This window comes from Qipengyuania nanhaisediminis (assembly GCF_045862805.1).
Taxonomy (GTDB): domain Bacteria; phylum Pseudomonadota; class Alphaproteobacteria; order Sphingomonadales; family Sphingomonadaceae; genus Erythrobacter; species Erythrobacter nanhaisediminis_A.
On sequence record NZ_AP025760.1, the window covers coordinates 1,700,993 to 1,718,032 of the forward strand.

General features: G+C 64.1%; 18 protein-coding genes. 5 read left to right on the forward strand and 13 right to left on the reverse strand.

The features are described from left to right. Positions 1–8: 8 nt before the first annotated feature. Together glyA and rpiB are read right to left on the reverse strand one after the other, a co-directional pair. Entirely contained in the window at positions 9–1,331 is a 1,323-nt protein-coding gene (glyA, locus tag ACKTSM_RS08180) for a serine hydroxymethyltransferase (protein WP_407874165.1), read from the reverse strand. After that, entirely contained in the window at positions 1,328–1,807 is a 480-nt protein-coding gene (gene rpiB, locus ACKTSM_RS08185; protein ID WP_407874166.1) for a ribose 5-phosphate isomerase B, read from the reverse strand. Before rpiB ends, glyA begins: the two co-directional genes overlap by 4 nt. A 174-nt stretch (positions 1,808–1,981) precedes the next feature. Here rpiB and ACKTSM_RS08190 point away from each other — a divergent pair, with 174 nt between their 5' ends. Further along, the gene (locus ACKTSM_RS08190; protein WP_407874167.1) at positions 1,982–2,659 is read left to right on the forward strand and encodes a hypothetical protein; all 678 of its coding nucleotides are present in this window, start codon (positions 1,982–1,984) and stop codon (positions 2,657–2,659) included. An 18-nt stretch (positions 2,660–2,677) separates the two neighbouring features. On the opposite strand, the gene ACKTSM_RS08195 is transcribed toward ACKTSM_RS08190, so the two are convergent. The 6 genes from ACKTSM_RS08195 to ACKTSM_RS08220 all read right to left on the reverse strand — a co-directional run bounded on the left by ACKTSM_RS08195 (position 2,678) and on the right by ACKTSM_RS08220 (position 8,938). Further along, on the reverse strand, positions 2,678–2,959 hold the full coding sequence (locus tag ACKTSM_RS08195; protein WP_407874168.1) for a hypothetical protein: 282 nt from the start codon (positions 2,957–2,959) through the stop codon (positions 2,678–2,680). A gap of 154 nt (positions 2,960–3,113) precedes the next feature. Continuing rightward, entirely contained in the window at positions 3,114–3,728 is a 615-nt protein-coding gene (locus ACKTSM_RS08200) for a DUF2059 domain-containing protein (RefSeq protein ID WP_407874169.1), read from the reverse strand. Beyond that, positions 3,725–5,743, reverse strand: coding sequence for an RNA polymerase sigma factor RpoD (gene rpoD, locus ACKTSM_RS08205; RefSeq protein ID WP_407874170.1), 2,019 nt, complete (start codon positions 5,741–5,743; stop codon positions 3,725–3,727). Before rpoD ends, ACKTSM_RS08200 begins: the two co-directional genes overlap by 4 nt. 80 nt (positions 5,744–5,823) lie before the next feature. Next, positions 5,824–7,680 carry a DNA primase gene (dnaG, locus tag ACKTSM_RS08210; RefSeq protein ID WP_407874171.1) on the reverse strand — a complete coding sequence of 619 codons (1,857 nt, stop codon included), beginning with the start codon at positions 7,678–7,680 and terminating at the stop codon, positions 5,824–5,826. Between the two features lie 49 nt (positions 7,681–7,729). After that, positions 7,730–8,479 (reverse strand): hypothetical protein, encoded by a 750-nt coding sequence (locus ACKTSM_RS08215; protein WP_407874172.1) that lies wholly within the window; start codon positions 8,477–8,479, stop codon positions 7,730–7,732. Positions 8,480–8,488: 9 nt separating this feature from the next. Continuing rightward, positions 8,489–8,938 carry a GatB/YqeY domain-containing protein gene (locus tag ACKTSM_RS08220; RefSeq protein ID WP_407874173.1) on the reverse strand — a complete coding sequence of 150 codons (450 nt, stop codon included), beginning with the start codon at positions 8,936–8,938 and terminating at the stop codon, positions 8,489–8,491. A gap of 146 nt (positions 8,939–9,084) precedes the next feature. Here ACKTSM_RS08220 and carA point away from each other — a divergent pair, with 146 nt between their 5' ends. The 4 genes from carA (at position 9,085) to greA (ending at position 14,718) form a co-directional block, all read left to right on the forward strand. Further along, positions 9,085–10,263 (forward strand): glutamine-hydrolyzing carbamoyl-phosphate synthase small subunit, encoded by a 1,179-nt coding sequence (gene carA, locus ACKTSM_RS08225; RefSeq protein ID WP_407874174.1) that lies wholly within the window; start codon positions 9,085–9,087, stop codon positions 10,261–10,263. A gap of 2 nt (positions 10,264–10,265) precedes the next feature. Next, the gene (locus ACKTSM_RS08230; RefSeq protein ID WP_407874175.1) at positions 10,266–10,805 is read left to right on the forward strand and encodes a hypothetical protein; all 540 of its coding nucleotides are present in this window, start codon (positions 10,266–10,268) and stop codon (positions 10,803–10,805) included. Then, a complete protein-coding gene (gene carB / locus ACKTSM_RS08235; protein ID WP_407874176.1) occupies positions 10,805–14,128 on the forward strand; it encodes a carbamoyl-phosphate synthase large subunit in 3,324 nt (1,107 codons plus the stop codon). The genes ACKTSM_RS08230 and carB overlap by 1 nt, the downstream gene beginning before the upstream one ends. A gap of 113 nt (positions 14,129–14,241) precedes the next feature. After that, the gene (greA, locus tag ACKTSM_RS08240; RefSeq protein WP_407874177.1) at positions 14,242–14,718 is read left to right on the forward strand and encodes a transcription elongation factor GreA; all 477 of its coding nucleotides are present in this window, start codon (positions 14,242–14,244) and stop codon (positions 14,716–14,718) included. 19 nt (positions 14,719–14,737) lie between these two features. Here the strand turns inward: greA and ACKTSM_RS08245 are convergent, their stop codons facing one another. The 5 genes from ACKTSM_RS08245 to ACKTSM_RS08265 form a co-directional block, all read right to left on the reverse strand. Further along, positions 14,738–15,238, reverse strand: a complete 501-nt coding sequence (locus tag ACKTSM_RS08245; RefSeq protein WP_407874178.1) for a GNAT family N-acetyltransferase — start codon at positions 15,236–15,238, stop codon at positions 14,738–14,740. A gap of 22 nt (positions 15,239–15,260) precedes the next feature. Then, entirely contained in the window at positions 15,261–15,491 is a 231-nt protein-coding gene (locus ACKTSM_RS08250; RefSeq protein WP_407874179.1) for a DUF4170 domain-containing protein, read from the reverse strand. A gap of 100 nt (positions 15,492–15,591) precedes the next feature. After that, a complete protein-coding gene (locus ACKTSM_RS08255) occupies positions 15,592–16,176 on the reverse strand; it encodes a hypothetical protein (RefSeq protein WP_407874180.1) in 585 nt (194 codons plus the stop codon). Further along, entirely contained in the window at positions 16,173–16,541 is a 369-nt protein-coding gene (locus ACKTSM_RS08260) for a hypothetical protein (protein ID WP_407874181.1), read from the reverse strand. The genes ACKTSM_RS08255 and ACKTSM_RS08260 overlap by 4 nt, the downstream gene beginning before the upstream one ends. Next, positions 16,538–17,020, reverse strand: coding sequence for a phage holin family protein (locus ACKTSM_RS08265; RefSeq protein ID WP_407874182.1), 483 nt, complete (start codon positions 17,018–17,020; stop codon positions 16,538–16,540). Before ACKTSM_RS08265 ends, ACKTSM_RS08260 begins: the two co-directional genes overlap by 4 nt. Positions 17,021–17,040 lie beyond the last annotated feature (20 nt).

The window sequence follows — 17,040 nt, forward strand, 5'->3', positions numbered from 1 at the left end:
TGGCGGGCCTAGCGTCCGGGATAGACGGGGAAGTCGGCGCACAATTCGCCAACGCGGCGGCGCACGCTTTCCTCGACCTGCGCATCGCCCTCGGGCCCGTTGCGCGAAAGGCCATCGACGACCTCGGCGATCAGCTTGCCGATGATCGTGAATTCCTCCGTCCCGAAACCGCGCGTCGTTCCCGCGGGCGTGCCGAGCCGGATGCCGCTGGTGACGAAGGGCGAGCGCGTGTCGAACGGGATGCCGTTCTTGTTGCAGGTGAGGTAGGCGCGATCGAGCCCTGCCTCGGCGGCCTTGCCGGTCACGTCCTTGGCAGTGAGGTCGACCAGCATCGAGTGGTTGTCCGTCCCGCCCGAAACGATCCGCAAGCCGTTCTCCTCGAGGCTCGCGGCGAGCGCGCGGGCATTGTCGACGACCTGTTGGGCATAGGCCTTGAACTCGGGCGCGAGCGCTTCCTTGAACGCGACCGCCTTGGCCGCGATCACGTGCATCAGCGGCCCGCCCTGGAGGCCGGGAAACACCGCCATGTTCAATGGCTTGGTGTATTTTTCGTCATTCCACAGGATCACGCCCGAACGCGGGCCGCGAAGGCTCTTGTGGGTGGTGGTGGTGACGATGTCGCAATGCGGGAAGGGCGAGGGGTGCGCACCGCCTGCCACGAGGCCCGAAATGTGGCTCATGTCGCATAGCAGGATCGCCCCGACCTCGTCGGCGATCCGGCGGAATGCGGCAAAATCCCAGACCCGCGAATAGGCGGTGCCGCCGCAGATGATCAGCTTGGGCTTGTGCTCGCGCGCGGTCGCGGCGACCGCGTCCATGTCAATCAGCTCGTCGCCCTCGGTCACGCCATAGCTGACCGGGTTGAACCACTTGCCGCTCATGTTGACCGGCGAACCGTGGGTCAGGTGACCGCCCGAATTGAGGTCGAGCCCCATGAAGGTGTCGCCTGGCTGAAGCATGGCGAGGAACACCGCCTGGTTCATCTGGCTGCCCGAATTGGGCTGAACATTGGCGAAATTGCAGCCGAACAGCTCCTTGGCGCGCTCGATCGCGAGCGTTTCGACCACGTCGGCATAGTCGCAGCCGCCATAATAGCGCTTGCCCGGATAGCCCTCGGCATATTTGTTGGTGAACACGCTGCCGGTCGCTTCGAGGACGGCGGCAGAGGCGATGTTCTCGCTTGCGATCAGCTCGATCTTGTCCTGCTGGCGCTTGAGCTCGCTGGCAATCGCCTGTGCCACCTCGGGGTCGGCAGAGGCGAGATCGGCATGCCAGAAATCGCGCGATTGCCGGTTGTGGGTGTCAATCGCCTCGGGCGCGGCGGTGCTCATTGATGGGTCTCGATATGGTCAGGAGTGACAGGCGGGTTGCCGAGCTTCGCGACCCGGCGCTGGTGGCGGCCGGCGGGGTCGCCGGCATCGGCGAAATCGGTGTTGAGGAAGGTGGCGACGCAGGACTTCGCCATCTCGATGCCCGTGAGCCTTGCGCCGAGCGCGATGCAATTGGCGTCATTGTGCTCACGCGCAAGCGCTGCGGAGAGCGGCTCGGACACCAGCGCGCAACGCAGTCCGGGATGGCGGTTGACGCTGATCGAGATCCCGATCCCGCTGCCGCACAGGGCGATGCCGTAATCGGCGGTGCCGTCGGCAATCACGCCTGCCAGCTTGTAGCCGTAATCGGGATAGTCGACGCTTTCGCCCTTGTCGGGGCCGAGATCGGCGACTTCGTGGCCTTCGTCCATCAACCATTCGGCAAGCTCGGCCTTGAGGTCGGTGGCGGCATGATCGGAAGCAATGGCTATACGCATGCAGCGCTACATAAGCGCGCAAGCTGGCAATCTCCACCCCGCCTGGCGCGCTTTTCTACCGCCGGGAAACGATTTTGGACGGGGTCGCGGCGCGCAAGGGGTTGTGCAGGGGCGGCGGGTGTTTCATTTTGCCGCTCGCAAACAAAAACATAGCTTTCACGGATCGCCTTTCACATGCGCATCGCAGCCACCGTTCTTCTCGCCGCTTGTCTCGCCTTGCCGGGCTGGACATCGCTTGCCGCTGACCCGGGGACCGAGCCCGAACGGGTGTCGCGAGCCTCGGCGGTCGATAGCGGGCTGGGCGCGGTGATCATGTCGGTGCGCAGCGAGCTCTATCTCGAGGACACGCTCGGCGTGTTCTTCCTGCGCGAAGGCGGGAGCATTACCAATCCGGGTGACGTAGTGCGCTTCGAACGGCGCCAGGGCATGCTGTCCTTCGGCAATGACACGCTCGGCTTCAAGGTGCGCGCCTACCAGCTGCGCCCGGGGATTTATCGCCTCGTCGCGCACGGCGTGAGCTGCGAGAAGGTCCCGGCCGAAAACGAGCGCTGTCTCGTCGAGTTCAAGGGAATTGCCGGGGCCGAGGAAATCTCGCGCCCGAGCCGCGGCTATGGCGGCGATGCGCCCCGCTTCGAGGTGCGCGCGGGAGCGGTGACCAATGCCGGCGACTTTGTCCTGACTGCGCGCAACACGATTGAATGGGCGCCAATTCCGGGCGATGAGCTGCGCCGCTTGCGCGCGCGCTTTGCCGATGCCGTCGCGGCTCCCGAGCCGGTCATCCCCGAGCAGTTCCGGCTCGTTTACCGGCTCAAGGCGCGCAGCCTGTCAGACGACTGGAACAGGCGCTATTGACCGGTCTTTGAGCCGCGATCAGACCAGCCAGGTCCGGGACCGCTTCATCGGTTTCTCCCGCACGGCATGGACCATGGCGTAGATCGTGCGTGCCGAGGCGAGGATCAGGAAGGCAAAGGCCAAAAGGCCGGCCACCAGCAGGCCGGTTCCCGCATCGATCTTGGCGCCGATCCAGAAGCCGACGAAGATGAGGACCAGCCACGAGCCGAGCAGCATCCAGAAGGTGCGGATGAGATATTGGAGCTGCGTGCGCTCCCATTCCTCGCCCTGCGCGTCTGCGAAAACGTGTGCGAGCACCACCCCGACGACCGCGCTGATACCGGTGAAATAGCTGCCGAGGTAAAGGAGCGAGACGAGGAGGGGGGATTGGCGAGCAGGTCCGCGGCGATCCAGCCGCGTTCTTCGGGCGTTGGGATCTGCTCCGTCATCGCATCGCCCGCCGCGCGCGCCCCGCCTAGTAGGTGTCTTTCGAGGCGGGGTCGGACTGGGCGGCAAGATATTCCTGCAAGCGCCCGACAAGGTCCTGCATCGCTCCGGGCAATTGGGCCTGCGTCTCGTTCATATAGGCCTGGTTGGCCTGGGCGAAATTGGGTTCTGCCAGGACAGCGCTCGAAAGCTCGAAATAACGCTGGCCGCTAGGCGTTGCGACAAATGCGAGCACGTCCTCGAGCTCGCGCTGGGTGAATATTACCGCGTAGCTGCGCGCCATGCCTTCGATGAGAGAGGGGATGTGCGCGCGCAGAATCGCTTTGCTGTCAACGACATATTCGGCGATCCAGTCGTCGAGGATCGCGACCGCGCCTTCGTCTTCGAGATCATAGGCCTGGAAGGTGGCCTCGCGCATCTGGATCATCATCTGGTCCATCGCCGCGAAGAAGATCTCCTCGCGCGTATCCTCGGGAAAGCCGAGATCCATGATCTGCCGCGCGATGGCGAGATTGGCCTCGCTCGGTGCCGCGATTGCCGAAGCGTCGTTGTCGCGTGCGATGCTGTCCTGTGCGATGGCCGCGCCCGGAAGGGCCGCGATTGCCGCGAATGCGCCAAGCGCGATCATCAGAGTGCGGATCATTGGTCGAGGAAACTCCGCATCTTGCGGCTGCGGCTCGGGTGCTTGAGCTTGCGCAGCGCCTTGGCTTCGATCTGGCGGATACGTTCGCGCGTGACCGAGAATTGCTGGCCGACCTCCTCGAGCGTGTGATCGGTGTTCATCCCGATCCCGAAGCGCATCCGCAGCACGCGTTCCTCGCGCGGGGTGAGCGAGGCGAGGACGCGGGTGACGGTTTCCTTGAGGTTCGCCTGGATCGCGGCATCCACCGGGATGATCGCGTTCTTGTCCTCGATGAAATCACCCAGGTGCGAATCCTCCTCGTCGCCGATCGGCGTCTCGAGGCTGATCGGCTCCTTGGCGATCTTCATCACCTTGCGGACCTTTTCGAGCGGCATCGACAGGCGCGCTGCCATTTCTTCGGGTGTCGGTTCGCGGCCTTCCTCGTGGAGGAACTGGCGGCTCGTGCGGACCAGCTTGTTGATCGTCTCGATCATGTGGACCGGGATGCGGATCGTGCGCGCCTGGTCAGCGATCGAGCGGGTGATCGCCTGCCTGATCCACCAGGTCGCATAGGTCGAGAACTTGTAGCCTCGGCGATACTCGAACTTGTCGACCGCCTTCATCAGGCCGATATTGCCTTCCTGAATGAGATCAAGGAATTGCAGCCCGCGATTGGTGTATTTCTTGGCGATGGAGATCACCAGGCGCAGGTTCGCCTCGACCATTTCCTTCTTGGCGATACGCGCCTCGCGCTCGCCCTTCTGGACCATGTTGACGATGCGGCGGAACTCGGGGAGCGCCATGCCGGTCTGGGCGGCGATATCGGTGATCTCGGTGCGGATCCGTTCGATCGCGGCCTCTTCCTTCTCGGCAAAGGCCTTCCACTTCTTGTCCTTCTTCGCGTTGGCCTTGATCCACGCATCGTCGAGCTCGTTGCCGACATAGGAATTGAGGAAGTCGATCCGCTTGATCTTGTGGCGCTCGGCAAGGCGGAGCATCTGGCCGCCAAGCGCGGTCAGGCGACGGTTGAAGGCGTAGAGATTGTCGACCAGGAATTCGATCTTGGTCGCGTGGAATTGCATCGATTCCACCTCGGCGGTGAGTTCCTCGCCGAGCTTTTCGTATTTCTTTTCCTTGGCTTTCGGGAATTCGCCGCCAGCCGCAATGGTCTCGACCCGCTCGGCCTGGAGCTTCTCGAAGGTCTTGAACAGCTTGGTGATGCGCGCGAAACGCTCGATCGCCTCGGGCTTGAGCGCGGCTTCCATCTGGGCGAGGCTGAGGGTGTTGTCCTCCTCTTCCTCTTCTTCCTTCTTGGCGCCGCCTTCCTCGCCGTCTTCGTCGTCCTCGGAATCGCTGTCGCTCTCCTCGTCGTCGTCGACGATGGTCGGACCGGCGGTCTCCTCGGAGATCTCGCCGTCGTCTTCCTCGTTTTCCTCCTCCATCTTGTCGGGCGGAGGTTCCTTGGAAAGCATGGCGTCGAGATCGAGGATCTCGCGCAGCTGCATGTCCTCGTTGTTGAGCGCCTCGGACCACTGGATGATCGCGTGGAAGGTGATCGGGCTTTCGCAAAGGCCCATGATCATCATGTCGCGGCCGGCCTCGATCCGCTTGGCGATGGCGATCTCGCCTTCGCGGCTGAGCAGTTCGACCGCGCCCATTTCGCGCAGATACATGCGCACCGGGTCATCGGTGCGTTCGCCGGTGCCGGTCTTCTTGGCGGCGGGCTTGGCTGCGGTCTTGGCGTCTTTCTTCTTGTCGCCCTCGACCTGCATTTCCTCGACTTCGGCTTCCTGCTCGGCCTCGGCCTCGGCTTCCTCGTCGTTCTCGACGATCTGCACGCCCATTTCGGAAAGCGCGGTCTGGATGTCCTCGATCTGGTCGGGGCTCATCTCGCCCGAAGGCAGCGCCGCATTGAGCTCATCATAGGTGATGTAGCCCTTCTTCTTCGCCTTGGTCATGAGCTTCTTCACCGAAGCTTCATTCAGGTCGATAAGCGGTGCGTCGTCCTTGTCGGCGCTTTTAGCGGTCGATGCCATCTAGTCTCGTCAATCCGTTCCGCGGGCGCTGCAATGAAGAAGCGCCGAGTTTAACACGTTTCCGGCCCCGCAGCGCCGGTTCAATCCTGTGCGGCCGATGCCCCGGCCTTGCGTCGCCCGAATGCCTTCAGGCGTTCTTCAACTGTCGTGAGCTGCGCGCGCAAGCGGGCCTGTTCGGCAAACGATCCCTCGGGATCGGTGTCGAACCGGGCTATCGTTGCCTCCATCGCGGCTTCTAGAGCCGGTTTCTGGGCCAGCAGCGACACAGCTTCGGCCAATTCCTCGCGCGCTTCACCGGGTGGGGTGCCTTCTCGAAGAAAGGCATAACGTCGGTCTTCCGGTGGGGCAGGATAGCCTTGTGCCACCGATATGGCCTCAACCCCGCCCGAATCAAGCGTTTCCGACAGTTCGATCAACGATTCGATCGCAGGTGCGGCTTTCGGGTCGAGCCGGGCGAGCCGGGTGAGAGCCTCGGCATGGGTGGCGATCTCCTCCGGATGGCGCACGAAACCGGCAATGACCGAGGACAGGAAATCGGCGCGCTGGCCGCCGGACATGGCGCGTTGCAGCGCGGTGCGCGCCTCGCTCGATAGGCCGCGCGGCGCGGGTTTCTGGCCGCGCCACGGCCCGCCCGATTGGCCGCCCCGCCTTGCCTGACCGCGCGATTCGCGCGGCGGATAGGCAAAGGCGGAAAAGCGGTCGAGCAATTCGCGCCGGTAGAGCGACTGGATGTCGCGGTCGGCAATGGTATCGACATGCTCCATCAGGCGCGCTTTAAGCCCGGCCTTGGCTTCGGGGCTGTCGAGCGGGCGGGCATCGCGTTCGAATTCCCACAACACGTCGAGCAGGCTGGCCGGGCTGGCGAGCAGCTTTTCCATTGCGGCCGCACCTTGCCTCGCAATCAGGTCGTCGGGATCAAGTCCAGCGGGAAGCCTGACGATCGCGAGCGAGCGCATCGGGGCGAGCATCGGAAGCGCCCGGGAAATCGCCCGCATCGCCGCCTTCTGTCCCGCCGCATCGCCATCGAAACACAGCACAGGCACATCGACCATGCGCCACAGCATTTCGAGCTGCATCTCGGTCAGCGCGGTTCCAAGCGGGGCGACCGCATCGGCAAATCCCGCCTGGGCGAGCGCGACCACGTCCATGTAGCCCTCGACAACCACCACCCGTCCAGTCTGGCGCGAAGCGGGGGCGGCGCGGTGAAGGTTGTAGAGCGTGCGCCCCTTGTCGAAGAGCGGCGTGTCGGGCGAATTGAGATATTTCGCCAGACCGTCGCGGTTTTCGAGGATGCGCCCGCCAAAGGCGATCACTCGTCCGCGCGCATCGTGGATCGGCAGCATGACGCGGCCGCGGAACCGGTCGTAGCAATTGCCGTCATCGGCCTCGATCCGCATCCCGCTTTCGACCAGCATGCGCGGCTCGAACCGCGACAACGCCTTGGCGAGCGCCTGCTTGTTCTCGGGCGCGTAGCCAAAGCCGAATTCGCGGATGATCGCAGGGGTGAGGCCGCGCCGTTCGAGATAGGACAGCGCCTCGCGCCCGGTCTCCTGGTGGAGATTTGCCGCAAACCAGTCCTGCGCCTCGGTGGTAACATCGACCAGTTCGGCGCGCTTTTCGGCGCGCCTGGCAGCGACCGGGTCAGGCGCGGGGACTTCCATCCCCGCTTCGGCGGCGAGTTCCTTGATCGCGTCGATGAAGGACAACCCGCGCTGTTCGACCATCCAGCTGATCACGTCGCCATGCGCGCCGCAGCCGAAGCAGTGGTAGAAGCCTTTCTGGTCGTTGACGGTGAAGCTCGGCGTCTTCTCGTCGTGAAAGGGGCAGCACGCCTTCCATTCGCGTCCCGCACGCTGGAGCTTGTCGGTGCGCATGATCACACTCGACAGCGTGATGCGCGCGCGCAGCTCGTCCTTCCATGCCCCGGTGATCGCCATGCTCCCTAGGTGCGCGCGGGCGGGCGATCATGCAAGGGGACCGGCCACCCTATTGTGGAGCATCCTGTGCATTGACCGCGAGACAGGCATTGCGCGCGGTGCTGTCGGCACCAGGATAGGGGCCGTCACCGATCCCGCTCACCCCGTCAGCGCGGATCTCGTAATGGCGCGCAGGGCCCGCAGGCGGCAAGGTGGATTGCCAGTAGAAGGTGAGCGGTTCCCCGTCCTCCCACTGGTCGCCGCCATCGCCGGCATTGACCGTCCAGATCAGCGCGCCGTCGGCATCGCAGGTGATAACGACCTGCACCGCCTCGCCGGCCGCCGCGATCGCCTCGTCCTTCGAGAACCCGGCAGCGCCGGTAAAGCCGTGCGCGGGCGCGGTCATCTTGAACGCGGTGGCCATCTCGACATCGATATCGTCAGGCCCGTCGCCCGCGCCGCTTGCGGGGTCCATGTCCTCGCCCGGATAGACGGTGTGGACATAGGTGTAGATCGTGCCGTCGGGCGCATTGGCGGGGTCGCAAGCGGTCATGGTGGCAGGGCAGGTGACATAGGAGGTGATGTCGGCGAGGATGCCTGCCTCGTTCGACAGCGCGGTCTTCACCTCGGGCCCCTGCGGGCCGACGATCCTGGGACCCGGGTTGAGCAAGGCGAAATCGCCCGGCTCGAGGTCCTTGGTCATCGCCTCGGCCTCGCCATCGGTGGTGGCGATATCGAGTTCGGCGTCTTCCTCGGCCTCGCCACAAGCGGCAAGGGCGAGCGCGAAGGTCGAGGTCAGGATCACGAGACGACGGTACATGGGCTTCTCCTAGAAACTGTTTTTGACCAGCGCGCTGGCCTTGCTCATGTCCATTTCAGCGCCGTGGCGCGCCTTTAGTTCCGCCATCACTCGGCCCATATCCTTAATGGAATCAGCGCCAATGCTTGCCTTGATCTCGGCGATCGCGGCCCTGGTTTCTTCCTCGCTCATCATCTGCGGGAGAAACTCCTCGATAATCGCGAGTTCGGCGCGCTCATTGTCGGCGAGTTCTTCACGACCACCGTCAACATACATGGTTATCGATTCGCGCCGTTGCTTGGCCATTTTCTGAAGGACAGCGGTAACCAGTTCGTCGTCGGGAATGTCCTTGTTGCTGGTGCGCAGCTCGATATCGCGGTCCTTGATCTTGGCGCTGATCTGGCGGAGCGTCGCTGTGCGTTCCTTGTCCTTGGCCTTCATCGCGGCGACGGTGGCGGATTTGATGTCGTCTCTGATCATTTTCGCATTTCCTGTGGATCAAACGGTGCTTGCGCGCGCTCTAACGCAGTCTCACCGCTTCGACTAGGTTGACGGGCAGGTGCGCGGGGTCTAGCGGCTGAGACTTAGCGACATTGCTGGAAAACCCCTGTTCTCGGAGTGCCCGAATGGCTTCTGCTGCCTCTCGTCCTGCGCAACCCAAAGGTGCGACAGGTTGTCTCGTTCTGGCGGACGGAACGGTCATCTGGGGCAAGGGGTTCGGTGCCACCGGAGATGCGGTGGGCGAGGTTTGCTTCAACACCGCGATGACCGGCTACCAGGAGGTGATGACCGATCCTTCCTATGACAGCCAGATCGTCACCTTCACCTTTCCGCATATCGGCAATGTCGGCGCGAACGAGGAAGACGTGGAAAGCCGCGGCCTCGGCGCGGTGGGCTGCATCGTGCGCGAGGAAGTGACCCCGCACTCGAACTTCCGCGCCCGCGACGAGTTCGTCGAATGGATGCGCGCGCACAACAAGATCGGCCTGTCGGGTGTCGATACCCGCGCGCTGACCCGCCGCATCCGGGTAAACGGCGCGCCCAATGCGGTGATCGCGCACGATCCGCGCGGAAACTTCGACATCGATGCGCTGATCGCCAGGGCGCAGGGCTGGTCGGGGCTCGAAGGGCTCGACCTTGTCCCCAATGTCTCGCGCACCGCGCAAGAGGACTGGCGCGGCGGGCACTGGCAGCTGGGCTTCGGCTATACCGAAGGCCATGCGACGCGCCCGCATGTGGTGGCGATGGATTTCGGCGCGAAGGACAACATCTTCCGCAACCTCGTGAAAGCGGGCGCAAAGGTCACCGTGGTGCCCGGGCGCAGCAGCTTCGAGGAAATCATGGCGCTGAAACCCGATGGCGTGTTCCTGTCGAACGGCCCGGGCGATCCGGCCGCGACCGGCGAATATGCGGTGCCGGTGATCAAGGCGCTGCTCGATGCGGACGTGCCGCTGTTCGGCATCTGTCTCGGCCACCAGATGCTGGCGCTGGCAGCGGGCGCGAAGACCACCAAAATGCACCAGGGCCACCGCGGCGCGAACCACCCGGTCCAGCGCGTCGGGGCAGGGTGGGGGACAAGCGAGGGCCTCGTCGAAATCACCAGCATGAACCACGGCTTCGCGGTCGATGGCGACACCCTGCCCGAAGGCGTCGAGCAGACCCATGTGAGCCTGTTCGACGGCACCAATTGCGGGATCGCAGTGTCCGGCAAGAAGGCGTTCGGGGTGCAGTATCACCCGGAAGCCTCGCCGGGGCCGCAGGACAGTTTCTACCTGTTCGAGAAGTTCGTCGGGGGGCTGGGGTGACGATGCGCGGTCTCGTCATCCTGTCGGCGCTCCTGCTCCCCGCTTGCTCGTTGTTCGACAACAGCGACCCGCGCGAGGGTGTGGAGGCGCTCGCGGCATGTCACGAGCGGGTTAGCGATTGGCTGGTCGATCAGGTCGAGGACACGTCGTTTGACGGTGAAGCCCTCGTGACGCCGACCTACACTTTCGACGTGACCAAGGTCAGCGCCGACGACCTGCGAACGCTCATCGTCCCCGGAAGCGATGAAACCGCCGGATCGCGCGGCATGGCCGCCACCAACCGGACATCGACAGCCATGAGCAATTTCGAAAGCCTGCCAGTCGACGAGAAGGGCGCATTCTTCTTCGGCCAGGACCCATCGCTCTATCGCGTGCGCGGCGAACCGGTGGCACTCGAAGATGCCGCCCGGACGGGTTGCGAACGCCAGTTGGAGGGGATGCGATTGACCGCGATCACGTTGCAATTCGATGCGATCGAGCCTGAACCCGGCATCGACACCGCCGACACCCCAGACACCAGCCTTATCGAGAACGACAGCTGATGCCCAAACGCACTGACATTTCCTCCATCCTCGTCATCGGTGCCGGTCCGATCATCATCGGGCAGGCGTGCGAGTTCGATTATTCGGGCACGCAGGCGATCAAGGCGCTGAAGGAGGAGGGCTACCGCGTCATCCTCGTCAACTCCAATCCGGCGACGATCATGACCGACCCGGAATTCGCCGACGCGACCTATGTCGAGCCGATCACGCCCGAGATCGTCGAGAAGATCATCGCCAAGGAGAAGCCCGACGCGCTGCTTCCGACCATGGGCGGGCAGACCGCGCTCAACTGTGCGCTCAAGCTCGACGAGATGGGCGTTCTCGAGAAGCACGGCGTCGAAATGATCGGGGCCAAGGCCGACGCGATCGACAAGGCTGAAAACCGCCAGCGTTTCCGCGATGCGATGGACAAGATCGGCCTCGAAAGCGCGCGCAGCGGCATCGCCAACACGATGGAACAGGCGCGCGAAGTGCTCGAACGCACGGGCTTGCCCGCGATCATCCGCCCCAGCTTCACACTCGGCGGGACGGGCGGGGGCATCGCCTACAACACCCAGGAATTCGAACGGATCGTGCGCGAGGGCCTCGATGCTTCGCCCACCACCGAGGTGCTGATCGAGGAATCGCTTCTCGGGTGGAAGGAATACGAGATGGAGGTGGTCCGCGACCGGGCGGACAATGCCATCATCATCTGTTCGATCGAGAACGTCGATCCGATGGGCGTGCATACCGGGGATTCGATCACCGTCGCTCCTGCGCTGACGCTGACCGACAAGGAATACCAGATCATGCGCTCGGCCAGCATCGCGGTGCTGCGCGAGATCGGGGTCGAGACCGGCGGGTCGAACGTGCAGTTCGCGGTCAATCCCGCAGATGGCCGGCTTATCGTGATCGAGATGAACCCGCGCGTCTCGCGGTCCTCGGCGCTCGCATCGAAGGCTACCGGCTTTCCCATCGCGCGCGTCGCGGCGAAACTCGCGGTTGGCTACACGCTCGATGAAATCACCAACGACATCACCGGCGCGACGCCGGCCAGTTTCGAGCCGACGATCGACTACGTTGTCACCAAGATCCCGCGTTTTGCGTTCGAGAAGTTCAAGGGCGCCGAACCGCTGCTCGCCACCGCGATGAAATCGGTCGGAGAGGTCATGGCGATCGGGCGCAATTTCCAGGAAAGCGTGCAGAAGGCGCTGCGCGGTCTCGAAACCGGGCTCGACGGGTTCAACCGTGTTCCCGAGCTCGAAGGCGCTGCACCCGACGTAATCCGCGCCTCGCTATCGCGCCGCACGCCTGACCGGCTGCTCAAGGTCGCGCAGGCCTTCCGCGAGGAAATGACCGTTAACGAGGTCCACGCGGTGACCGGCTACGATCCGTGGTTCCTGCGCCAGATCGAGGCGATCATCTACGAAGAGCGCATGATCGGGCATAACGGCCTGCCGCGCGATGCGGCCGAGCTGCGGCGGTTGAAGGCGATGGGCTTTTCGGACAAGCGCCTCGCGACGCTGGCGGTGCGCTCTGTCGGGGTGGCAGGCGGGCTGGCCGAGACCCAGGCGCGCCGTTCGGGCCTGCTCCACGACGCGCTCCAGGCGATGGCGGGCGCGACCAGCGAAGAGGAAGTGCGCGCCCTGCGCCGCAAGCTCGGCGTCTATCCGGTGTTCAAGCGCATCGACAGCTGCGCCGCCGAATTCGAGGCGGTGACGCCCTACATGTATTCGACCTACGAGGCACCGAGCTTCGGCGAGCCCGAGGACGAGGCCCAGCCTTCCGATCGCAGGAAGATCGTGATCCTGGGCGGCGGACCCAACCGGATCGGTCAGGGGATCGAGTTCGACTATTGCTGCGTCCACGCCTGCTTCGCGCTTGCCGAGCAGGGCTACGAGACCATCATGGTCAACTGCAATCCCGAAACCGTCTCGACCGATTACGACACCTCGGACCGGCTCTATTTCGAGCCGCTGACAGCCGAGGACGTGCTCGAGATCCTGCGGGTCGAACAGCAATCGGGCGAGCTGGTCGGCGTGATCGTCCAGTTCGGCGGCCAGACCCCGCTCAAACTCGCCCAGGCGCTGGAGGATGCGGGTATCCCGATCCTCGGCACATCGCCCGACGCGATCGATCATGCCGAGGACCGCGAGCGCTTTGCCAAGCTGGTCAACAAGCTCAAGCTCAAGCAACCCGATAACGGCATTGCCTATACCCGCGACGAGGCCGCCGCTGTGGCTGCGCGGATAGGCTATCCGGTGCTGCTGCGCCCGTCCTTCGTGCTAGGCGGGAGGGCGATGGAGATCGTCGATTCCGAGGCCCAGCTCGACGATTACATCAAGACGGCGGTCAACGTGTCGGGCGACAGCCCGGTGCTGGTTGACCAGTATCTGCGCGATGCGATCGAATGCGATGTCGATGCGCTGTGCGATGGCGAGGAAGTGCGCATTGCAGGCGTGATGCAGCATATCGAGGAGGCCGGAGTCCATTCGGGCGACAGCGCCTGCACCCTGCCGCCCTATTCGCTCTCCGACGAGATCATCGCCGAGATGGAGCGTCAGGCCGAGGACCTTGCGCGCGCGCTGGGCGTGCGCGGGCTTATGAACGTGCAATTCGCGGTCAAGGACGGCGAGGTCTATCTGATCGAGGTCAATCCGCGCGCAAGCCGCACGGTGCCCTTTGTCGCCAAGGCGATCGGCCAGCCGGTTGCCAAGATCGCCGCGCGGGTGATGGCCGGCGAAAGCCTCGCCACTTTCGAACCTTTCCGCCGCGATCTCGACTACATGGCGATCAAGGAAGCGGTGTTCCCCTTCAGCCGTTTTCCGGGCGCGGACCCCGTGCTGACGCCGGAAATGAAATCGACGGGCGAAGTGATGGGGATCGATTCCAGCTTCGAGGCGGCTTTCTTCAAGTCGCAGCTCGGCGCGGGCATGTCGCCTCCGCGCGAAGGCACCGTGTTCGTGTCGGTCAAGGGTTCGGACAAGCCGGCCATTCTTCCCGCGGTCCGGCAATTGAGCGAAGCGGGCTTCCACGTCGTCGCCACCGGCGGGACGCAAAGCTATCTTGCAGGCGAGGGTATCGCGGTCGAACGCGTCAACAAGGTCGCCGAGGGGCAACCGCATATCGTCGACAAGATCATCGATGGCGAGATCGCGCTGATCTTCAACACCACCGAGGGCTGGCAGTCGCTGCTCGATTCCAAGTCGATCCGCGCGACCGCGCTCGAAAAGAAGGTGCCTTATTACACCACGGCTGCCGCATCGCGCGCGGTTGCCTCGGCGATTGCAGCGATAAAGCCGACGCAACTTGAAGTTCGTTCATTGCAAGACTATTATAGCTGACCAAACACGCAATCCTCCCCGACATTTCACTGTAATTGAGCCGCTTCGTCCGGAGCGGCCACAGGTGAAGTCACCGCGGTGAAATCGAGGGGTTTGAGAGAGAAAGATACAGGATGGCAACGATGGAAAAGGTTCCGATGCTGGCGGAGGGGTATGAGCGCCTGACGGCCGACCTCAAGGCGCTGCGCGAGGAACGCCCGCGGATTGTCGATGCGATCGAGGAAGCTCGCGCGCATGGCGATCTGTCGGAAAATGCCGAATATCACGCGGCCAAGGAACGCCAGGGCCAGGTCGAGGCGCAGATCGGCGATCTCGAAGGCAAGATCAGCCGCGCGCAGATTATCGATCCCAAGACGCTTTCGGGCGACAGGATCGTCTTCGGCGCGACCGTTACCTTGCTCGACGAGGACGACAAGCCGATCAAGTATCAGATTGTCGGCGAGACCGAAGCCGATGCCGCCAAGGGCCGCATCTCCTATTCATCGCCGCTGGCGCGCGCGTTGATCGGCAAGCAGGTCGGTGAAGAGATCGAGGTAACGGTGCCTTCGGGCGACAAGTTCTACCTCGTCGAAAAGATCGAATTCATCTGAGATATCCGCGACAAACCTCTCAGGTGAGGGGTTTTTCCATCGCGTAATTGTGGATCGCCACCTCGCGCCCCTCATGCGGGATCGCGAAGTCGCGTCGGTGCGTGACCGTGTAACCTGCGCGCTCGAACGGGCCGCGGGCCAGTTCGCTCGCCTCGGTGAACAGGCGGGTGACCTTGTGCGCGCGGCAATGGTGTTCGACCTGCGCGAGCAGTTCGTCGGCGAGCCCCTTGCGCGCATGATCGGGGTGACAATAGAGCATGTCGACATGCCCGACCTCCTTGCCGCGCATCCCGACGAGCGCATAGGCGACCGGCCTGTCATCGGCATCCGACGCGACGAAGATTGCATCGCCGGTGGCCGCGCGCACCACGAACCGATCGGCCGTCCCGTGGCGCGAGGCCCAGGCGGCGACCTGTTCGTCGCTGTAGCGTTCAGCCCCCAGCGACCGGATCGCGGCCAGCGTCAAATCAGCGAGGGCAGCGGCATCGTGTTTGCGAAAAGGGCGGATCGCATAAGCCATGGGCGCCTCTTCGCGCGCTCGATCAGGCGTCGGGGGTCAGGAGCTTGTGGATATGGACCACCACATATTTCATCTCGGCATCGTCGACGGTGCGCTGCGCCTGTGCGCGCCACGCATCGACCGCTGCGTCATAGGATGAAAACACGCCCACGACATGCAGGCTTTCGGGATCCTGGAACTCGTGGCCGCGCGGGTCCTTGACCTTGCCGCCCAGTACGAGGTGCAGTTTCTGTTCCGGAGTGGATTCTTCCATGGTGATGTGTCCTGGCGATTTGGCTGTTGCGCGCGCTTTAGCGAAGCGCGCGCGCAAGGCAAGCGCACAGACCCAGCGCAAAGGCCGGACGCGCTAACCGTTACGAGACCTTGTTGGTCAGGTCGCGCACGGCGCGGCTCGTGCGGCGACGGGTGCGGTGCGCAATCTCGCGGCTCTTGTCGCCCGCGTTTCCGGCGGCGTATCCGGCATCGCGGCGCAGCTTGCGCGCCTTGGCCGCGGCATTGTCCGCCAGGTCCTCGATCCCGTCCTGCCCTGCACGACCGGCGTCGAGCATGGTGTCGATCAGCTTCATCCCGAATGCGGCAATGGCATCCGAGGCCGCGCTGCCTGCGCGCATGCTTTCGTGCGACACGTTCTTGGCAGCACGCGCAGTGGCGGCGCTTGCATCGCTCACCGCATGGGCGGTCGAATGCACAGCGCGGTTCGCCACCCGGCGACCCGGGGCCGTCATCAGGCCGATCAGCAATCCGGCCACGACCGCACCGGCTACCACCTGGAGCGGGTGGCGACGAGTGTAATCGATAGCGGTCTCGGCGGCCTCGCGGGCCTGGTCAGCAAAGGAACGCTCGGCGATCCGGCGTTCGCTTGCTTCGATCTTGGCGCGCAATTCATCGCGGCGATCGTCGGAAGAAGTGGTCGTGTTTTCGGTGTTTGCGTCGGTCATTGGGGGTCTCCTTCGCCGGCTTCGCTTTCGGGGGATGCGGGGCCGGTCTCTTCTTGTGACTGTGAGAGGGGTGGTTGATCTTCGTGGTCGCCGCCAAGGCCGAGAAAGGCGAAAATCGGTTCGCGCGCCAGCCACACGATCAGCGCGCCGACCAGGGCTGCAAGAACGCCGGTCTTGTCCTCGGCCTGTTCGCGGGCGATTTCGAGCACGTCCTTGGCGCCTTCGCCGACCGTGCCGAAGACCTTGCGGGCGATATTGCCGCCCGAAAGGCTGGCGCGAAGATGTTCGATATCGGCATGGAGGACCTGCTTGGCAGCATCGCGCATCCGCTTGTCCTGCAAGAAGCGAAGTTCGAGTTCGTTCATGACGGCTCGCCCTGGGCAGGCTGGTCCTTGGCGAACAGGCCTGCCAGTTTCCGGGCGCGGGCCCGGGCCTTGAGGAGGAGGTAACCGGTCAACACCAGGAGCGCGCCGACCACGATCGCGATCGCGCCCCAGATCGAGACCAGCGGCGCCAGTGCTATCACCAGCCCGACCGCAAGCGCGAGCAGGGCGATGTGAAGCAGAATGAGCGCGAGGATGACGAACCCGGCAGCGATGCCGACCGTGCGTCCCGCCAGGGCCGCGCGGGTCTTCTGAAAGGCGATCTCGGCCTGCGCGTAATTGCGCGCATCGTCGATCACGTGGCCGATTTCCTCGACCAGCCCTTCATCGTGCTCCTCGTGATCAGCCAATTGCTCGTCCGCATCATGCGGCGCGACTGGCGCATCGTTCGGGGCGGCAGGGTCTGCCGGGGCCAGGTCCGCATGCGGCTCCTGGCCCGGGAGGCGATCACCTCGATCCATTCGGCGTCCCCCTTGCTCTG